The sequence below is a fragment of the Acinetobacter lwoffii genome (genome assembly GCF_022809915.1).
Lineage (GTDB): Bacteria > Pseudomonadota > Gammaproteobacteria > Pseudomonadales > Moraxellaceae > Acinetobacter > Acinetobacter lwoffii_M.
In genome coordinates, this window is sequence record NZ_JALGQY010000019.1 from 41244 (window position 1) to 61241 (window position 19998).

The 19998-nt window shown below is 41.7% G+C and carries 19 protein-coding genes; 15 read left to right on the forward strand and 4 right to left on the reverse strand.

All coding sequences use genetic code 11. The annotated features are described in order from the left end of the window. Window positions 1–117: 117 nt before the first annotated feature. From MTX11_RS10800 to MTX11_RS10810, 3 genes are all read left to right on the forward strand, one after another. Window positions 118–1380, forward strand: coding sequence for a carbohydrate porin (locus tag MTX11_RS10800; RefSeq protein ID WP_243475096.1), 1263 nt, complete (start codon window positions 118–120; stop codon window positions 1378–1380). A gap of 92 nt (window positions 1381–1472) precedes the next feature. Next, window positions 1473–2582, forward strand: a complete 1110-nt coding sequence (locus MTX11_RS10805) for an NADH:flavin oxidoreductase/NADH oxidase (protein ID WP_243475097.1) — start codon at window positions 1473–1475, stop codon at window positions 2580–2582. 60 nt (window positions 2583–2642) lie between these two features. After that, on the forward strand, window positions 2643–3569 hold the full coding sequence (locus MTX11_RS10810) for an AEC family transporter (protein WP_243475098.1): 927 nt from the start codon (window positions 2643–2645) through the stop codon (window positions 3567–3569). An 83-nt stretch (window positions 3570–3652) separates the two neighbouring features. Here MTX11_RS10810 and MTX11_RS10815 read toward each other — a convergent pair whose 3' ends face one another. Continuing rightward, the gene (locus MTX11_RS10815) at window positions 3653–4450 is read right to left on the reverse strand and encodes a tetratricopeptide repeat protein (protein WP_243475099.1); all 798 of its coding nucleotides are present in this window, start codon (window positions 4448–4450) and stop codon (window positions 3653–3655) included. A gap of 263 nt (window positions 4451–4713) precedes the next feature. Here MTX11_RS10815 and MTX11_RS10820 point away from each other — a divergent pair, with 263 nt between their 5' ends. Beyond that, the gene (locus tag MTX11_RS10820) at window positions 4714–4959 is read left to right on the forward strand and encodes a hypothetical protein (protein WP_004645929.1); all 246 of its coding nucleotides are present in this window, start codon (window positions 4714–4716) and stop codon (window positions 4957–4959) included. A 51-nt stretch (window positions 4960–5010) separates the two neighbouring features. On the opposite strand, the gene ygfZ is transcribed toward MTX11_RS10820, so the two are convergent. Both ygfZ and MTX11_RS10830 read right to left on the reverse strand, forming a co-directional pair. Continuing rightward, window positions 5011–5736: a CAF17-like 4Fe-4S cluster assembly/insertion protein YgfZ gene (ygfZ, locus tag MTX11_RS10825; protein WP_243475100.1), complete on the reverse strand. Its 726-nt coding sequence runs from the start codon at window positions 5734–5736 to the stop codon at window positions 5011–5013. Between the two features lie 114 nt (window positions 5737–5850). Then, complete coding sequence (locus MTX11_RS10830; protein ID WP_243475101.1) at window positions 5851–7983, reverse strand: multicopper oxidase family protein; 2133 nt, start codon at window positions 7981–7983, stop codon at window positions 5851–5853. Between the two features lie 514 nt (window positions 7984–8497). Between MTX11_RS10830 and acnD the strand changes: the two genes are divergently transcribed. Next, window positions 8498–11116: a Fe/S-dependent 2-methylisocitrate dehydratase AcnD gene (acnD, locus tag MTX11_RS10835; protein WP_243475102.1), complete on the forward strand. Its 2619-nt coding sequence runs from the start codon at window positions 8498–8500 to the stop codon at window positions 11114–11116. A 59-nt stretch (window positions 11117–11175) separates the two neighbouring features. On the opposite strand, the gene MTX11_RS10840 is transcribed toward acnD, so the two are convergent. After that, window positions 11176–12954 carry a retron Ec67 family RNA-directed DNA polymerase/endonuclease gene (locus tag MTX11_RS10840; protein WP_243475103.1) on the reverse strand — a complete coding sequence of 593 codons (1779 nt, stop codon included), beginning with the start codon at window positions 12952–12954 and terminating at the stop codon, window positions 11176–11178. 315 nt (window positions 12955–13269) lie between these two features. Here MTX11_RS10840 and MTX11_RS10845 point away from each other — a divergent pair, with 315 nt between their 5' ends. The 10 genes from MTX11_RS10845 to MTX11_RS10890 all read left to right on the forward strand — a co-directional run bounded on the left by MTX11_RS10845 (window position 13270) and on the right by MTX11_RS10890 (window position 19859). Beyond that, window positions 13270–13413 carry a zinc ribbon-containing protein gene (locus MTX11_RS10845; protein WP_004645925.1) on the forward strand — a complete coding sequence of 48 codons (144 nt, stop codon included), beginning with the start codon at window positions 13270–13272 and terminating at the stop codon, window positions 13411–13413. Window positions 13414–13577: 164 nt separating this feature from the next. Next, a complete protein-coding gene (locus MTX11_RS10850; protein WP_004732115.1) occupies window positions 13578–13799 on the forward strand; it encodes a hypothetical protein in 222 nt (73 codons plus the stop codon). A 113-nt stretch (window positions 13800–13912) separates the two neighbouring features. Continuing rightward, a complete protein-coding gene (locus MTX11_RS10855) occupies window positions 13913–14176 on the forward strand; it encodes a hypothetical protein (protein ID WP_114541035.1) in 264 nt (87 codons plus the stop codon). 530 nt (window positions 14177–14706) lie between these two features. Beyond that, on the forward strand, window positions 14707–14955 hold the full coding sequence (locus tag MTX11_RS10860; protein WP_243475104.1) for a DUF6868 family protein: 249 nt from the start codon (window positions 14707–14709) through the stop codon (window positions 14953–14955). A gap of 120 nt (window positions 14956–15075) precedes the next feature. Then, entirely contained in the window at window positions 15076–15789 is a 714-nt protein-coding gene (locus MTX11_RS10865; protein WP_243475105.1) for an SIMPL domain-containing protein, read from the forward strand. An 84-nt stretch (window positions 15790–15873) separates the two neighbouring features. Beyond that, window positions 15874–16539, forward strand: a complete 666-nt coding sequence (locus MTX11_RS10870; protein ID WP_243475106.1) for a pseudouridine synthase — start codon at window positions 15874–15876, stop codon at window positions 16537–16539. A gap of 585 nt (window positions 16540–17124) precedes the next feature. Continuing rightward, entirely contained in the window at window positions 17125–18057 is a 933-nt protein-coding gene (locus tag MTX11_RS10875) for an SNIPE associated domain-containing protein (RefSeq protein WP_243475107.1), read from the forward strand. 261 nt (window positions 18058–18318) lie between these two features. Then, a complete protein-coding gene (locus MTX11_RS10880) occupies window positions 18319–18708 on the forward strand; it encodes a ribonuclease E inhibitor RraB (protein WP_004281735.1) in 390 nt (129 codons plus the stop codon). A gap of 241 nt (window positions 18709–18949) precedes the next feature. After that, the gene (locus MTX11_RS10885) at window positions 18950–19396 is read left to right on the forward strand and encodes an SRPBCC domain-containing protein (RefSeq protein WP_004732106.1); all 447 of its coding nucleotides are present in this window, start codon (window positions 18950–18952) and stop codon (window positions 19394–19396) included. Window positions 19397–19520: 124 nt separating this feature from the next. Continuing rightward, window positions 19521–19859, forward strand: coding sequence for a zinc ribbon domain-containing protein YjdM (locus tag MTX11_RS10890; RefSeq protein WP_005247934.1), 339 nt, complete (start codon window positions 19521–19523; stop codon window positions 19857–19859). Window positions 19860–19998: the final 139 nt, after the last annotated feature.

The window sequence follows — 19998 nt, forward strand, 5'->3', positions numbered from 1 at the left end:
GTTTAATGAGTAATAAAAAAAATGCTGGGAATTTGTATGAAAAGTTATGTAAATTCATGCACCTAATAGCAATTTAAAAACCTTGCTTGTTTTTCTCTCCGAATGTTTAGGTTTTACATGAAATATTTAGGTCTAGCTCTATTGCCTTTAATGGCTGCCATGACAACCGCTCAGGCGGAATCTGCATTTGATCCACAAGGTCAGTATTTACTGGGGGACTGGAATGGTCAACGTACAGAACTGGCCCAACAGGGAATTAAATTTGAAGCCAATCTGTTAACCGATACCGCCTATCTTGCTGATGGTGGTCGTAATGAGGGCGCAGATCCATTAACTTCTGCCCAATTATGGCTGGGTACTCAACTGGATATGGAAAAGCTGGCAGGATGGAATGGCGTCACCGTACGTGCCGCGATGACTGCACGTCAGGGTCAAAGTACCTCTGTCCGTGACTTGCAGGATCTTAATGCACCACAGCTGGCCAATGTACAAGGCACTTTTGGGCGTGGTAATCAGGATAGCCGTCTGAGCGAGCTGTCTATTGAAAAGAATTATAAAGACCAAGGACTCAGTATTAAGGCGGGTCGTCTTGGTCTGGGCATGGACTTTAATGTCATGGCTTGTGATTTTGCCAGTACGGCATTTTGTGCTGCTCAGATGGGTAAATGGCAGGGCAATATCTGGATGAATACGCCTGTAGCACAATGGGGTGCGCGCGTGAAGCAGCAACTCAATCCTGAACTTGCGGTACAAGTCGGTGTGTATGAGTTTAATCCGGATAATGGTAATGGCGCTAAAGAAGGTCAGGGCTGGAGTCTGGATACCGACCATGCAGATGGCGTGACAATTCCGGCAGAAGTAATCTGGACACCGAAATCAGGGGTGAATGGCCTGCCAGGCAGCTACCGTGTCGGCGGGATGTACAATACTGCCGATGATGTTGCCAACCAAAAAGATATTGCCAATCCTACTGATGCCAAAAACCGTACCTTTGCAGGCTGGTTAGCTGTAGAACAACAGTTAACGTCTACAGGTCAGGGCCGTCAGGGTTTGCATTCATTTGCCAACTTTACTTGGCATGACCGCGATACCAATAAAGTGGATAATTCACAACAAATCGGTGTGAAATATATCGGTCTTGCGGACAGCCAGCCGAATGATATTTTAGGTCTGGCGGTCAATCGTGTACATATTAATGACCGGATCAAGAATCTGAATTTTGATGCGAGTGCAGAATACAATATTGAACTGAACTATAGCTATAACGCAACAAAGTGGCTAATGCTGCGTCCAAACCTGCAATATGTCATTAATCCAGGTTCAAGCAACAATGTGGATGATGCACTGGTACTCGGTTTGACTACACGAATCATCTTCTAAAGTTTGATCGTTCACGTTATAACTAAACAGGCTCTTAAGAGCCTGTTTTTATTTTTAGAGTGAAACTGGGCAATAAAAAGAGGAAATACAGCGTGGCATTACTATTTCAACCTATTCAATTTGGATCACTGCAACTTCAAAATAAAATCGTAATTGCGCCGATGTGTCAGTACTCCGCAACAGAGCAGGGGGAAATCACCTATTGGCACGAGCAGCAATGGGCCAACTATGCCTTATCGGGTGCAGGTTTATGTATCGTCGAAGCGACTGCGGTACAGCCAGAAGGCCGGATCAGTTATGCCGATCTGGGTTTGTGGAATGACGAACAGGCGAAGCAGATCAAGACCTTACTGGAAAAAGTTAAATCCATTTCCCCGATGCCTTTTGCCATTCAGCTCGCACATGCCGGACGTAAAGCTTCAACAGATAAACCATGGGCAGGTAAAGGTCAGTTTAAGCCGAATGAAGCACATGGCTGGCAAACTGTTTCTGCCAGTGATATTCCTTTTCAGGCCGATGAGCATCCACCTAAGGCCTTAAGCCAGTCGGAAATTGAGCAGGTCGTTGCTGACTTTGCAGAAAGTGCCAAACGTGCAGTTGAGGCTGGTTTTGACCTGATTGAGCTGCATGCAGCGCATGGTTATTTACTGCATCAGTTCATGTCACCACTTTCCAATAAACGTGATGATCAGTATGGCGGTTCACTGGAGAACCGGATGCGCCTGACTCTGGAAGTATTACAAGCCATGAAGGCGGCGGTTCCAGACGGTTATCCGATTGGAGTGCGTATTTCGGCCAGCGACTGGATGGATCAGCCAGATAGCTGGACCATTGACTCTTCAATTGAATTGTCCAAAGCACTGGAAGCTGCGGGTGCTGCCTATATTCATATTTCTAGTGCCGGTTTACATGCCAAACAGAACATTGATGTGAAGCCGAATTATCAGGTGCCTTTTGCAGATGCGATCAAGAAAGTCGTGAATATTCCCGTGATTGCCGTCGGTTTGATTACTGAAGCTAAGCAGGCAGAAGATATTTTACAAAAGGGCCAAGCCGACGCTATCGCACTGGCTCGTGCCATTCTTTATGATCCCCATTGGCCTTGGCATGCAGCGGCAGCACTTGAGGAAAAAATCAAGATTTCACCGCAATATCTGCGCTCTGCACCCCATGGTTTGAATCACCTGTTTGAGCCTTTTTAACACTGCTTTAGTCTCAGAAATTCTTATAATGGAATATCACTGGCAAGAGGATACTGCATTATGATTTTTGCGGTCATTGTGCCCATATTTTTATTGTTGGCGCTGGGTTATCTGACTGTAAAGAGTCAAGTGTTAAACAAAGAACAGGTGGGGACGGTCGGTGCTTTTGTGATTAAAGTAGCCTTGCCCTTGCTGTTCTTTCAGTCCCTTGCCTCCAAAGACCTGCATGAAATCTGGTATTTTGAATACTTTGCCGTGTATAGCAGCGTGACCTTACTGCTCTATGGTAGCGGTTTCTGGATCATGCGCCGTCATTTTCAGAATACGCATTCGCAAAGTGCAGTCTTGTCGCTGGGTGCTGCAATGTCAAATACCGGGCTGATTGGTACAGCTGTGCTTAGCTTATTGATCGGACAACAGGCGATGACCTATACCTCTCTGGTGGTCATCATTGAAAGCGTGTTGCTGATTCCGCTGGTGCTGGTCATGGCTGCGCTGGGCACACAACATCAGGCGAACCTTGGCGCCATTTTGAAAAGTGTGCTACTGACCTTGCTAAAGAATCCCTTATTTATGGGAGTGATGCTGGGCATGGCCTGTGCAGTTTTCCAGATTAAAATTCCAGTCTATCTCGATCAGGTCTTTGCCTTGATTGGTCAGACGGCCTCACCATTGGCCTTGTTTGCCATTGGAGGTGGGATCGTGGGAATGAGTCTGAAATATGTCAACCTGCAAAGTTTCTATCTGGTATTTTCCAGCAATATCATGATGCCGTTATTGATGTATCTGGGACTGAGCCAGTTAACTGATTTAAGTCAGGAAATGGTCCATGCTGGTACGCTAATTGCAGCTTTGCCGATGCCGACGATTTTTGGCATGCTGGGACAGGCGTATGGTTTGAATGATCGAACCTTAACGCCATTGTTGATGAGTACCATTGCCGGTTTTATCGTGACCAGTGGCTTAATTGCCTTGTGGTGGGGATAATCTTTTAGCAGATGGAAGCTCTGCCATTAAACAAAGCCCCAAATTGCATGGGGCTTTTTATATTTTAATTTTGTGGAATTAACTTAACTCTTTTTCGCAGGTGCTTTTTTCTGCTCAGCCAGCATTTTGTCTACCGCTGCCAAAGACTCTTTGGCCTGTGGAACATTTTGCTGCGCCAATGCGGCAAAGATTTTCTTCGCTTCTGGCAGGTTTTGCGGAACAATACTGCCATTGGCAAACATATTACCTACTGCCATCAGCGCCGGAATATAACCTTTTTTTGCCAGTTCCTGAATGCTGCTTAGGCCTTGCTGAATCGGTTTTTCATCTTTGTTTTTGAAACCGCTGCTGATGTCATATAAGGCTTTGGCATGAATGGCCTGCATATTGCCTTTGCTGATCAGCGGTTGCAGCTTTTGCAGTCCGGCTTTATTTGACGCTGCTGTATTTTCAGAAAACAGCAGTATGGCCAGATCAATGCTGGCATCATCAAATTTGGCTGCCGAAGCGCGTTCCAGATGCTGTTTGGCTTTGGTCAAATCCTGTTTGAGTCCGAGTGTGCCGGCTGCATAATTTTTACCCAATACATAATTGGCCACCGGATAACCTTTGCTGGCTGCCTGTTCGTAGAGCTGAATGGCTTTTTTCTCGTCTTTGGTTGTACCTTGGCCGGTTTGGGTCAAATAGCCTAAGTTATATAAAGCCTGGGCGTTTCCCTGACTGGCCAATTGATTCAAAGCGTCATAGGCACCTTTAAAATTATTGGCTTTGACCATGGCCTCAACTTTTTGAAATTGGGGATCGACTTGATCTTTTACGGTATTTGCCAAAGCGAATTGCGCAGAAACGGCAAGAACTGCAGCGAGTACTAATTTTTTCATGGTTCCTATAACCTTATTATTGCTGGCACCTTATTCCTTGGTGCGATTTTAATCATTTTCACTTACATCATAAAAGGATTTTGTGCTTTGTAAATATACAATTTGTCACTAAATACAAATCATCGAAGCACAATATACCGATTAAATCGATGCATGATTTGGACAGGTTTCTGATCAATCCTGCAGATATCAAAAGGATTACTTTGCTTCAGCCGACTTCTCTGTTTAAATCTCGGTTTGAATCAGACTCCCAGGATTTAACCATGTTTGTCAAAACCATTAAACGTCACTATGACAGAATCAATGCTGATGAATCGATTGCCGATGAAGACAAGATTGATGCGCTGCTGATGAAACTTGGTGCAGAGTTTTTGATGAGTCAGGAAGACCGGGTATATGTCTTTCAAAAAGGTGAACTCACGGCAAAGTTTGATGCCAAACATGCGCGGGCCTATCATTTTAAAGATTATGTGGTAAAAGACATGAACAAGCTGTTTCATGGCTTCTAAAATAAAAAAGCCAAGAATTCCATCTTGGCTTTTTTATGGGTTATGTAGTGATTATTGCGGACGCGCTACATCACCCCTCAAAGCTTCAGGAAGCTCCAGGACTTCTAGACCTAACTCGGTCAATGCTTCAGGTTTTGCAACGACTAGCGCTTTATAACCATTCTCAATCGCGATGCTATTGACGATTTCAACATCATTATTCAGTTTGGTCGCAACATCAGGTGCGGCACCTGTGCCTTGAACCAGATGTAACCAGTGTTTTGGCTTGGCTTTAAACCATAAACGTGCAATGACTTCCTGACCCAGATAGCAACCCTTGTCATAGTGAATGCCTTCGCGTTGATGCAAACGTAATTCCTGTGGTTGAAACAGGGTTGCAGTGGCAGCCTGAATCCAGGCCTGGCCCGATTCAATGGCTTGCTGTTCCCACATCGTCACATCGGTTTCAGTCGCCACAAAGTCAGTATGAATGCCATTGATGACTGGATAAACCGAACCGACCAATTCCAGTTTCATTTTTGAAAAGGCGCCAAATTTTTTAATATGATTGGCCAGCTCCATGGACTGATCTTCAGTGCTGACGATTTCAAAGCTTTCTGGACTGATTTTTTTAAGCCATAAGCCAAATTGAATGCGTCCTTTCAGACTGCAGATTGCAGTATAGCGGGTCTGGTTTTCCGCCAAAGTTTCAGTATTCAAAGTCACCTGACCTTGAAGGAATTTTTGTGCATCTACACCATTCAGACTAAACAATGTAAAAGCAGGAGACGCTGCCATAATAAGCCCCGGTTTGAATACTATAAATCAATGCAGTTATTGTGCAGCAAGCATCAAATAGAGGCAAACAAAAAAGCCAACAATCGAAATCATTGGCTTTTAGCGAGCAGATCTTTAGTGGTGATGGCTAGCCGGTAATGGCGAATCACAAGGGAATTTGCCTCCACAGACCCGTACGGTTTCCATCATGCCCTGATCTTCATGGTCGAGGATATGACAGTGCTGTACGAAGTCACCTTCAAATTTCTTGTAATGGCTGCGCACAATATAGGTATAGTTTTGTTTTACAAAAAGCGTGTCCTTAAACTGTCCTTTCATGCCACGGTATTGCACATCATCCAGAACTGGATTCACCGGATCTTCTGGGGCTACTGCCTCACTGACATCCTTACCTTGAGGATTCAAAATTTTAACAATCTGGAACGGGTTAACATGAATATGGAACGGATGACCACCAAAACCAGCGCTGGTCAGTTCCCATTCATCAGTCTGTCCAACTTGTAACTGACGGACATATTCGCCATCCACTGAACCATCTCCATTAAAGAAATCTCCAAAACTCAGTGTATCTCCATCTTTTTTATGTCGGAAGCCAAATTTGAATACGCCAGTTCTAGGGTCGGGGCCGAGCGAAAAAGCACTATATTGTTTTGGTCGGGCAGCAACTACTTTATCAATTTCGGGTGTCATCAATGATGGATGATCACTAAACGCAGAAAGATTAAGCTGAGATAACTGGGTCTGGATGTCTTTGCTTAAACCAATTTTTTGTGCCCGATCTTTCAGGAACCGGGCAGCAGTCTGAGGCTTGGTCTTGGCTGCTTTTACATTGACCCATCCCAGCAGTTGGGCATTGAAGCGATGATTTGGAGCAATTTGAGGACCTACATTCGGTAATGGCGCGTTAATTTCATCATCGATATTCAATTTGGTGTCAAAAATGCAGTATCTATTGGTGGTCGGAAAGGCAACCATTGCATCATGACGATAACCAGGATGGAACACGGACAGGGTTCTGGTCTGTACATGATTCATGGTTAAGCCATCTTGCGCGATGGTATGCACATTCAGGCTATTCAGCTTCTCAAATTCAGCTTTCTTGTCTGCCTCCTGATAGGCTGAACAGGCTTTAATAGTTTGTTCTGCGCTAAACTTACTGGAATTGGGAATTTCCTTAATGATTAGACCAATGGTATCGCGTACACCACCATGAATCATGCGCCAGCGGTTAAACTGATTCTGTTCTGCTTTGATCTCACCTAAAATTTTACCATTGATAGAGGTGTAGTAATTCTGGTTAGTCCAGAAGCCACCAATAGACAGGTCATTATAATTTTCCAGCATGCCTATACCTACACCTTCACAGTTATTGGGAACAGCGAATTTGACATTAGGATCGGGATTGCTACAGCGATATTGGATTTGCTGGAACAACAGGATGTTTTCGTTTGGGTAACTGTTTTTTTCTTTCCATAGAATATCCATATCTCCAGTTGAGGTGACTTTGCCATTTTTGACTTTTGGTGCTCTTGAGCCTTCAACAATCAATGGGCCTGCCATGCCATTCGACACCTGAAGAGCAGTTGAGCCATGCAGATGGGCGTGATACCAGTAAGTCCCTGCGGGATGGTTCGGTTCCATTTTGAACTCATAATCAAATTTTTCCTGAGGTTTGAATTTCAGGAAAACATTATCGCTATTGCCTTGAGGACTCACCCAGAAGCCATGGGTATGCAGGTTGGTGGTATTAAAGCAGTGAGGTTCATTGACATTCTCAACATGAGTTGAACAAGTTGCTTCTGACTCGGGTGGCAGCTGGTTATTCAGGTTAACCGCCATGGTTTCACCCTGTTTGACCCGAATCTGTGGTCCGACCAATTGATCCTCAACATATTCACCAGTTTTTTTCTTATCAAATAAACTGGGTTTGGTTAAATAGCCTCTCAGCAGTACCTGATCCCATAAGCCATTTCTGGGGTTATAGAGCTTGCTGGTTTTATAGGCCACGATCAGCTCATATTTGCCCTTGGCACTTTTCGGTAACAGAGGTGGGTTGCTAATCAAGCTGTCTGATGTTGTCGGAACGGGATGTGATGGCTTGGGTGGATGTGTTGGGTGTGAGGGATGAGAGGGTTGGGACGGGTTAGATGGATTGGACGGTGGTGATGGATTTTTTGTTCCATCCCAACCGCGAGCTAAGAGCGTCAAAATGGCGGCTATAGCTCCGAATATTGCGATTTTCAACATTTCAGTTCTGCCTGTTATGGTTATTGTTTTAATGTGAGGATTGTGAATAACGTGACATACGTCACACTGAGCTTCTGATAGTTTTGGAAAATCTGTTATCCCAAATTAGGGGATTGAAATTTTGCTAAATGCGGCGGCAGGACAGGCCTATGAAAACCAGTGAGACTATATTTTTTTATCTTTAAAAAAATGCACATAAAATTAATTATTTATTATTGATATTAGTGGGTTAGGGTAATAATCAAATAAAAAGATAGAGAAATATTTTGCAACATAAGACTAAAGAATAAGGCGAATTATTCAGATTTTTTTAGCAAAAGACCGCTTTAAAGCAAAAATTCTAAAGTCTATGTAACAAATTTTTGCGAAAATACCATTTTTTATAATTAAGTGTTTGAAAAATATAAAATTTGGGAAATGCTATTTGTGCAGCGTACAATGCTGCTATTACAAAAGTAACTCATCGATATCTATTGATGAATAAAAATAGAGATAAACGAGGGCAGGCAAGCTTATGAACAACAACTACCGTAAACCGCTGCAATCCACCCAGCTGGAATATTATGACGTGCGACAGGCCGTAGAAGATATTCAGCCAGGCGCATATGCCAAACTTCCTTATACTTCTAAAGTCCTGGCAGAGCAGTTGGTGCGTCGTTGTGATCCTGCCATTCTGGAACAGTCTTTACGTCAGCTGATTGAGTGTAAACAGGAACATGATTTTCCCTGGTATCCGGCACGTGTAGTGTGTCATGACATCTTGGGACAAACGGCACTGGTGGACCTTGCCGGTTTACGTGATGCGATTGCAGATCAGGGCGGTGACCCGTCTAAAGTCAATCCGGTAGTACCAACCCAACTGATTGTCGATCATTCACTGGCAGTTGAGTTTGGTGGTTTTGATCCGGATGCCTTTGAGAAAAACCGTGCCATTGAAGACCGTCGTAACGAAGACCGTTTCCATTTTATTGAATGGACTAAAACCGCGTTTGAAAATGTTGATGTAATTCCTGCGGGCAATGGCATCATGCACCAGATCAATCTGGAGAAAATGTCTCCGGTGATTCAAAACCGTGATGGTCTGGCATTCCCGGACACCTGTGTTGGTACAGATTCGCATACCCCGCATACCGATGCATTGGGCGTGATCTCGATTGGTGTGGGTGGTCTGGAAGCTGAAAACGTGATGTTGGGCCGTGCGTCTTGGATGCGTCTGCCGGACATCATTGGTGTGGAATTGGTGGGTCAGCGCAAGCCGGGCATTACCGCAACCGATATCGTCTTGGCATTGACTGAATTCCTGCGTAAAGAGCGTGTGGTAGGCGCTTATCTGGAATTTTTTGGTGAAGGTGCTGACAGCATGTCGGTGGGGGATCGTGCCACGATTTCCAACATGACCCCGGAATATGGCGCAACGGCTGCGATGTTCTATATTGACCAGAACACCATTGATTATCTGACCTTGACCGGTCGTGAACCTGAGCAAGTCAAACTGGTGGAAACCTATGCCAAAGAAATTGGTCTTTGGGCATCGGATATGACTCAAGCGGAATATCCACGTGTGCTGCGTTTCGATTTATCGACTGTGACACGTAATATCGCTGGCCCATCGAATCCACATGCACGCGTATCAACTGCTGATCTGAAAGAAAAAGGTATTGCCGGTAATTTAGAAGCAGCTCGTGCGCAAGAAGCAGAAGGCTTAATGCCAGATGGCGCGGTGATTATCGCGGCGATTACCTCTTGTACCAATACCTCTAACCCACGTAATACGGTGGCGGCAGGTTTGCTAGCACGTAAGGCCAATGAATTGGGCTTGGTGCGTAAACCTTGGGTGAAATCTTCTTTTGCACCGGGTTCTAAAGCGGCTGCTTTGTATTTGGAAGAAGCAGGCGTACTTAAAGATTTAGAAAAACTGGGCTTTGGTATCGTGGCCTATGCATGCACGACCTGTAACGGTATGTCGGGTGCACTCGATTCAAAGATTCAGCAGGAAATTATCGATCGTGACCTGTATGCAACAGCGGTGCTTTCGGGCAACCGTAACTTCGATGGGCGTATTCATCCTTATGCGAAACAGGCATTCTTGGCTTCACCGCCTTTAGTGGTAGCGTATGCGATTGCCGGTACGATTCGTTTTGATATCGAAAAAGATGCTTTAGGAAACGATAAAGACGGCAATCCGATTTATCTAAAAGATATCTGGCCATCGGATGAAGAAATTGATGCGCTGGTGAAAGTTGCTGTAAAACCAGAACAATTCAAAAAAATCTATATTCCGATGTTCGACTTGGGTGTGAATGAAAAAGCAACAAGTCCGTTGTATGACTGGCGTCCGCAAAGTACGTATATTCGCCGTCCGCCGTATTGGGAAGGGGCTTTGGCTGCACCGCGTACCTTGTCAAATATGCGTCCGCTGGCGATCTTGGGCGATAACATCACCACTGATCATTTATCACCATCGAATGCCATTGTTTTAGACAGTGCTTCGGGTGAATACCTGAAAAAAATGGGTGTGCCTGAGGAAGACTTTAACTCTTATGCAACGCATCGCGGTGATCACTTGACTACGCAACGTGCAACATTTGCCAACCCGAAACTGTTTAATGAGATGGTGGTGCGTTCTGATGGTACCATCAAGCAGGGTTCGAAAGCACGTGTGGAGCCTGAAGGCGAAGTAATGCGGATGTGGGAAGCCATTGAAATCTACATGAATCGTAAACAACCGTTGATCATTATTGCCGGTAAGGATTATGGTCAGGGTTCGAGTCGTGACTGGGCGGCGAAAGGTGTGCGTCTGGCAGGTGTAGAAGCGATTGTGGCAGAAGGTTTTGAGCGTATCCACCGTACCAACTTGGTCGGTATGGGGGTATTGCCGCTTGAGTTTAAGTCGGGTACGGATCGTAAGACTTTAGGTCTTGATGGTACGGAGCTGTATAGCGTGATTGGTAATATTGCGCCACGTTCGACGTTGACTTTGGTGGTTGAGCGTTCAACCGATGATGGTAAGAACCAGATTATTGAAGTGCCAGTCACTTGCCGTTTAGACACTGAAGAAGAAGTGCATGTGTATGAAGCGGGTGGGGTATTGCAGCGCTTTGCACAGGATTTCTTGGAAGGGAATGTGGCTTGATGAGTTAAGCTGAAAGCAATTTACTTATACTATATAAGACCCTGCATTGATGTGGGGTTTTATGTTTTTAGGTTATTATAAATATAGTGATAAAGTTGTATATGAAAAATAGTATTGAATATTAAATCAAATTCTGAAAAATTAATGGTGTTTTGATTAGTGAATATTATTTTCTCAAAAAGTTCTTTTTTCCCATAATATTTATCTAAATCAAACTTTTTATTTGATGGATTGTAAGTGCGTGTACCAATACAAGAACCTGTAATACTACTATCATAAAAATCTTCAATTACTTTGTTTTCTGGTAATTGAATTAAATATAAATTTTCGAAAACATGAAAAAATTTTAATGTTGAAGATGTAGTTAATAATGATTTATTAATTAATTTAATAGTTTCTTTGAACTCACTTTTAGCAAGCTTAATTACATCATTTCCAGCCGTGTCTCCATCGACAATTATTAAGCAAGGTTTCAAACTAATATTTTTAGCTTGATAAATGAGTTTGTAATTCTTTAAAAATTTGTTGAGTAATCCAGTTCCACCCTGATATCCCATAATTTTAGAAAATCTTTTGGTTTGCTGTAATGAAGAAAATTTTAAAAAATTTAGTGAATTAGGATACAACTTATGACAAGCCAATTTTAGGTGAAGGGGGTCTGTATAACCCTCACCAACAAGAATCATTCTTTGTGGATGAACAAAGTAATGATGAAAGAGGAATTTAGTATAGAGCTTTTCAGTACTCTGCAATTCATCAAAGTTTCTAGTTTGATTATTAAATTCAATTTGTTGTTTATTTCTTATTTGAAAAATATGACTTAAAATTCCATTTAAAGCCTCTCTAGTAGTTTTATCTGTATCCATGTGAACTTTGGATTTGAAAAAATGACCTTCAGCACAAAAACTTTGAACCATAGACCTTGTATAGCGATAATATTCTTTGCTGATATTAACTTTTCTATTAACTGTTAAGCCTGTAACTTCTTGCCTATTATATTTGTTAGTTAGTCTTGTTTTTTGAGGGTTAACTTCAAATTTACTACTATTAATTGCATATTTTAAAGTAGAACCGATTACCCAACTTTTACCATCTAATTTAATTATTTCCTCAGAAAATTGAGGTAAATTGGTTGAAAGGGTTAAATCATCAACATATCTTGTATATGTAAATTTATACTTTCTTGCTAGTTTAACCATTTTAATATCGAGAATATTGCCAATTAAATTACTGATAATTGGCGAGCAAGGACTACCTTGTGGTAAGAAGCCTTCTTGTACCTGATTTGGACGGTAAGTAGCAATTTGTGCAACTAATAAAGCAATATCAAAATTCAATTGAAAATACTTATTTTTTGTAAAAAAGCCGATAATCCTAGAAAAAGTAATACTTTGAAAAAAGTCTTTTAAATCTATATTTAAAACAAGATTTTTTCCAACATGCTTTTTAGCGTTGCTATATATACCGAAATTTATAACTTTTGATTCAAAAGATGTGCGAGATTTTTTTGAGATAGGTATCTCAACTAATATTTTTTTTCTAAAACCATGTGAACTAATACATTGTACGTACGAAGACTTAGATAATCTTTTGTGTTCTAGTTCATCATAACAGTGAGTTAAAAGTATAGACAAGCGAGTCTGTAAGATTTTAAGGTCAGGAACTGGAGCTAAAATATTACGCCTACTTCCATTTTTTTTAGGTATTTTAAAACTTTTATATTTATTTTGAATTGGTTGGCTAAACAATATACGAGTAAATTCTTTTTCAGAATAACCTAGTAAGCTAGCAAAATCTTTTTGTGTTTGACATGTTTTCAATAAAAACAAATTATCCAATGGATGCCCCTTGGGAACTCATATGGTCACAGTACAGCAGAGCCAACTGTTCAGCACAAAGTATAGTATCGGCAAGCATTGGACAATACGCCTCTCACATTTTCAAAACAGACTGCGATACGCAATCTAAAAATCTTCCCAAAGGGCGATGTATTATACATAATAACTTTATTTTATAAACACTTATCGATAGATTTTTTTATTTGATATAAAGGTTCGCCCAAATGCCATCATCATTTACAAAAATGGACAATAGATATTCATTACCAGAGGGTTATACTAGTCAGACCATTTCTAAAACCATGGAGAACAAAGATGGTTACTGCTGGCGAAAAACCCGGAACAGGCTTCTATTTTTGTGTTCAATGCGGACACCGCACCTACTTAGAAATTGGTACTGATCGTTTACCACCGTGTACCAAATGCCAAGGCAATCAATTTAACAATAAGAATGCCTAAGCAAAACAACTCAAACAGTTACCCTCTGTTTTGAATGAAAGCCCTATTACTCGATAGGGCTTTTTGCTATTTAAACATCCCTATTTATAGTTTAAGATTGATTGAAAAATAATCAATAAAACCCCATCTAAAACTCTAGATTCAAAGTATTTAGGGCAGCTCAATTGCAACATTATCTTGATCTTAATCACGACTCAGGTGTTGCCAATTACGAGATTGGTAACGAGTTTATTCGCGTTCAATTCAAGAAAACCTCGAAAGTTTACACTTATAGCTATAGCAGTGCCGGTTATCAGCATGTCGAAAACATGAAACAGCTCGCTCAATATGGCGATGGACTAAATGCCTATATCAATCATCATACCCGACAGCTCTTTGTACGATAAAACTGGTCTGCTTCTTGCTTCAGTGAAAGTCCTAGAAGGCAAATATTTTCTAAAGAGTAAATACCTGCCTAGAAATAGTGCAAGTGCATATATTAAAAAGAGGGCTATCACCTATGGATATTCAACAGCACGCACCAGAGTCAGGAAATTTAGATAAAAAAGCCCATTTCTATTCTGCATGGCCACTGATCCTGATTCTTTTTGGGGGCGCGATTGGCTCGGTTTACGCTGTGATCGCTTATTTGCTTAATTTGAAAATTTATAGTTCTGAGTTGACTAGAATTAATAAGGTACTGGCTAATCTTCTGTGCGGGATGTCCGCGATTAGTGCCTGGTGGTTTAGTGCGCAATGGATTCAGGGAACATTCTTTCAATAAAACAGCAATCCTGTCCTGAATATAAATTGCAATAAAGTCTCATTTTGGCGAATAAAAAAGCATAAAAAATTGGAAATGGAATTTATTTCTCTATATGTGGGTTAATAATGAAATAAATTTTCAGATTTAATGCAAATTAAAAAAACATAGGAAATTAATCCCGTCCATCTTTGCCTAATATAGCTTTCAAGGGTGTGATGGGATCGGAAAGAGTAGCATGCTGTGAGCGGCGCAAAACGCGAGTGCAGTACGAACCCAAAAGGTCTCGATTCGGCTTAGGACGCTATAGACCAAAAGTTTATAGGCTATAAGATCAGGTCTTACAAAGAATGATAGTTGAAGTAAACCATTGCGAGTTTTCCCAACACCCTAAAAAATTCTCCAGCAATATACGTAGAATTAAAAATTAAAATAAATATAAATCATAAATTTAAGAAAACTATTTATCCAAGCAGGATACAAATCCATCCTTCATTTATCAGCATGATCTGTTATTTTAAAAACATCAGCTGCCCCCTAGGGGAATCCTCATGAATCTCGATATCTGGTGTCGCTTTTTACTGTTTTGCACACTGATCAATTATGTCATTCTCATGATCTGGTTCGTAGTCTTTGTCTTTGTCCGAAACTGGATGAAACAGGTGCATGGAAAATGGTTTCGGCTGTCAGATACCAGTTTTGATGTGATTCATTATTCAGGGATGGCGCTCTATAAAATTGGCATTCTGCTGTTTAACCTGACGCCGTTAATTGCAATCTATTTGATGAATCAAGGCTAAGTGCTAGGTTGATTAAATCTTCGAGTGATAAAAATAAGATGGGATTAGTATCATTTTATCGCTACTTGATAGCATGACAGGATCAATAAGAACGAAAAAAGATTTCAAAGGAGTTGAAGGATGAATCAATTCAAATCGGCCCTGATTTTAGGTGCCTTGATCGGCTTGGGAATGATTATTGCAGGATGGATTCTGGGCAATAGCGCGCTGAAAATTAAACAATATGAACGTATAGTTTCAGTCAAAGGCTTGTCGGAACGCGAAGTCAAAGCCGATGTGGCAGTATGGCCAATCCGCTTTAATGCCGGCAGTCAGGATCTGGCCGAATTGTACGATACCATGCAAACCAATACCCAGGAAATTCAGACCTTCTTAAAAAATGAAGGGTTTAGCACGGAAGAAATTACCAGCGCTTCACCGAGTATCACCGATAAATACGCCCAGCAATATGGCGGGGATGCCAATGTCGTGCTACGTTACACCGCCAGCCAGACTATCACCGTCTATACCCACAAAATAGATGCAGTGCGTGCGGCACAAAGTCGTCTGGTGGCTTTGGGCAGAAAAGGCATTGCCTTTGCAGGGGATGATTCTGGGCAAAGAACAGAATATTTATTTACCAAGCTGAATGACATCAAGCCGGCGATGATTGAACAAGCCACCGAAAATGCCCGAAGTGTGGCGGAAAAATTTGCTGCCGATTCAAAAAGCAGTCTCGGCAAAATCAAATCCGCCAATCAGGGACTGTTTAGTATTGAAGATCGCGACAGCAATACCCCGTATTTGAAGAAAGTGCGCGTGGTCTCGACCGTCGATTATTATCTGGCAGATTAAGCTGAGCTGGTCAAGCACGGTAATTGACAGCCTAGAAGCCGCTTGTTATTTTGCGCGCATTATTATAGATGCTGTACCCTTAAAATGCCCATCAACAATGACTTTGTCTATTGTCCACCGCAAGAACCGCTGCATATCGTTTATGAAGATGATGATCTGGTGGTGATTGAAAAGCCGGCCGGATTATTGTCGGTTCCGGGGCGTTTACCTGAACATCACGACAGTGCCTATTTGCGGGTACTGGACCAGTATCCGCAGGCCAAAATTACCCATCGTCTGGATATGGCCACCTCCGGTATTTTGATGTTTGCCAAACACCGCGATGCAGAAGTGGCGGTGAGTAAAATGTTTCAGGCACGCACGGTACTTAAAAATTATGTCGCGCTGGTACAAGGCAAACTTGAAGGTGAGGGCAGCGTCGAAGTGCCTTTAATTACCGACTGGGAAAACCGTCCGCGTCAGATGGTGCATTTTGAACTGGGCAAGGCCGCCAAAACCCTGTATCAGGCCTTAGAATATCTACCCCAGCAAGACATTAGCCGGGTACTACTGACACCAATTACTGGCCGTTCCCATCAGCTACGCGTGCATATGCTGCATATCGGTCATCCCATTACTGGCGATAAAATTTATCATCCTGAACCCCAGCGCAGTCCTTTAAATCGTATGGCCTTGCATGCCAGTTATTTGGCTTTTACCCAGCCTTTGAGTGGTGTCCCGGTCGAAATAAAGGCAGACATACCATTCTAATTTGATTCTGCTTAATAGTTAGATTCAACCGGACACATGCTTTTTAATCTCATAAATATGATCAGGATCAAGCTCTTAAACTGGGCAATCCGAATAAAAAAGTGTGAGAATTTATTTCGATAACAGCGTGGAAATGAGTGGCTTTATAAGCATGTTCAAATGAAATTTTCTACTGATCCATTGCCTGATCGGCTGTTACTGCAGAATATAAATTTTAATGTTCGGTTTATCTCTTAATGATGAGTCTAGAGAATTTTTATTCTTTTATCTCCCGCTATAGGCCTGATGCCTTTATTTTTATGGTTTTTTAATTTTCCTTTCATTATTTTTAAACTTTCAAATTATATCCTTTGATATAAAAAATATCTTAAGTTGTTTCAGAATGGATTTGGTTTAAGCTGGAAATCAGCCCGCCATGTATGACTTACACATAAAAATTTTGTAGAAAAATAAAATGAATGAATGACTTAGTATTGATCAACGGCTTTGCTTATCTGTCCGAAGTGATGCAAAATCAATCATTACTTTATAATAAATTTTTAATTTGATGGTTTAGGGCGCTGCCCGGGGTTAAAGGAAAGAACGATGCTCAGTATGGCTCTCTTCGTTCTCGCGAGTATTTCAATATGTGCATTGCTATGGAGCTTGAAGGTACAAGCTTCATTACGCAGCAATATTCAGTTTTTACAGGAAAATCTGGATCATTCCCGCAGCAAATTGGCAGATTATGAAACTCAAGTCGATGAATTGAATTATGAAATCACCCAACTGCGGGTACAGAATGGCAGTTTAAACATTGCGCTGAATAAATATAAAAAATATCAGGATATCTGGGATATCGAGCAATATATTATTAACCGGACTTTGCAGGCCGAAAACTTTGTTGAAGCGACCAAGCTGGATGCTTCGATCATGATCGATGATCTCAAAGCCTATATCGCAAGAGTAAAAGATTATCTTGCCCAGTTTCAGGCGCAGGCCGTGGCCGAGGTTGAGCAGGAGGCCCGACAAAGTTTGCACGGTTATTATGAACAGGCCAAACAACAGCATCGCTTGCAAGAGGTATTGAGTGCTTTAGAGCATAAAATACAGGCCCAGCGCTTCGGCTTGCAGCTTCCCGCAACACAGGTTTTAGAGCAGCTGATTGAGGGTTATAGCGAAACGGATGCGGTTCGGTATTTACGCAATGTCCGTGACAGAATTCAGCAGGCCATAGAAACACAGCAGGTGGCGAGCTGTAATTATGTCGACGACAATCGCCGTCGAAGTACTATTGAAATCCTGAGTCTGGCTTTCAACTGTAAGGCAGATTTATATCTCTCTCAATTAAGCACAGAAAATCTGGGCGAGATATTGCAAGCCTTAAAGGATGATTATGTCTTGCTGAATTATACCGGGCAGGCACTGAGTCAGGCGATGATTCAAGAATCCTATCTTGATCTGCGTTTAGAGGAGCTCAAGTTTGCTGCACTGGTTTTGCAATTGAAACAAGATCATCTGCATCCATACATCGCTTAGATCATGACACTCATAGGGCTAGAAGATTTTTACCAGAGTATTCTGAATGCCATAAGTTGGTTTAGATCCTGATATTTTTCAGGATTTTTGGCCTTGAGGAATCTTGAATATATTGATCCCCTTATTTATTTTTATATTTATAAAAATCATATGTTTATTTATGGTTAAAAGATAATATTTTTTGTCTGTATCTCGATAATTGTACAAAAATCAGCTAATCTTAAATGCAGAATAAAACAGCATCATAATAAGGATACTTCTATGTCACGTGATTACAATCAATTCCCTGACGATGAAAATGGCAATGTACTGTGGCAAATGCATCAGGATGGCGACGACTTGCAAGAAGCGCACGAAATTGAATTTTCCATTGCCTTTGCGGATGAAGCGCAGGCAGATCGTTGTGCCTTGCATCTATTAAAAGAAGAGCAAAAAATCAGCCTGTTTCAGGACGAAGAAAGCGATACCCTGGAATGGATTATCACGATTTATGTGTATATGGAGCCTGCCTACGAAGATATCGTGGATCTGGAACAATGGTTCAGCAAAATCGCTGCACAATTTCAGGGCGAATATGATGGTTGGGGTTGCATGGCCTATGTCTATGATGATGAGCTGGATGACGAAGAGAGCAGCCTGCGTAGTAGCTGAGCATGCTTGTATTTAAATGATTTAAAGTAAGAAACCTGGTGCTGCCGGGTTTTTTTATTGCTCTATTTAATTAGCTATACGAAGATTTGAGCTTGAGTATAGATACATACTCATTATATATAGCCAGCTCAAAACTGGATAAAATAACTCGGATCAGTACTTAACTCAGGCTGATTTAGTCACAACAAATGCAGGGAATATCCCGCAATAAAAAAATAATAAGAACAAAGGACAAGAAAAAATGAGTTACACCTTAAAAATGCATCGTGTGTTCAGTGCACCACCGGAGCGGGTGTATCGTGCCTTTGTGCATCCGGATGCACTGGCCAAATGGCTGGCACCACATGGCTTTATTGCCAAAGTAGAACATGCGGAAGTTAAACCCGGCGGCAGCTATAAAACGACCTTTACCAATTTTTCTACCGGGACCCAGCATCATTTTCATGGTATTTATCATGAGGTCATTCCTAATCAGCTGCTGCGCTATACCGATCAGTTTTCTACCCCAGACTTGCAGGGTGAAATAGAGGTGACGATCATCTTTGAAAAAGTCTCAATCGGTACCGGTTTGCATATTATTCAGGTGGGTTATCCGGATGTGGTACCGCCAGCGGTGTGTCATTTGAGCTGGCAGGAATCACTGCAACTCCTGTCTTTGCTGGTTAATCCGCAGATTTCAGACAATTAATTCCTTGGATCTCCTGTGTTGGTTTCATCCCAATGTCCTCTCCATCAGCGCGCCTGACAAAAATGCTATACTGTGAGCTTATTTGTTTCATTTATTTTATTTTTCTCTTTTTTTCGAGGTTTTTATGGGTCTGCCAAACTGTCCAAAATGTCAATCTGAATATACCTATACAGATGGCGATCTACTGATCTGTCCTGAATGTGCACATGAGTGGAAAGAAGGTGAAGTCACTGAAGAACAAGTGATCATCAAGGATGCCAACGGCAATGTGCTGGCGGACGGTGATAGCGTCACGGTGATTAAAGACCTGAAAATCAAAGGTTCATCTTCAGTGGTGAAAGTGGGCACTAAAGTCAAAAGTATCCGTTTGTTGCCTGATGCTGCCGATGGGCATGATATCGATTGTAAAATCGAGGGGATCGGCCCGATGAAATTGAAATCCGAATATGTCAAGAAAGCTTAAATTTAGCCTTAGACTAAAATTCTGACGAGAGAATAATACGGTTGATTAGGGTCTGTTGACATTTACTGTTCATAATTAACCCTATAAAGGTAGCCATAAAAATATACAGGCTAAAGCAACAGAACTTTGATAATTTCTT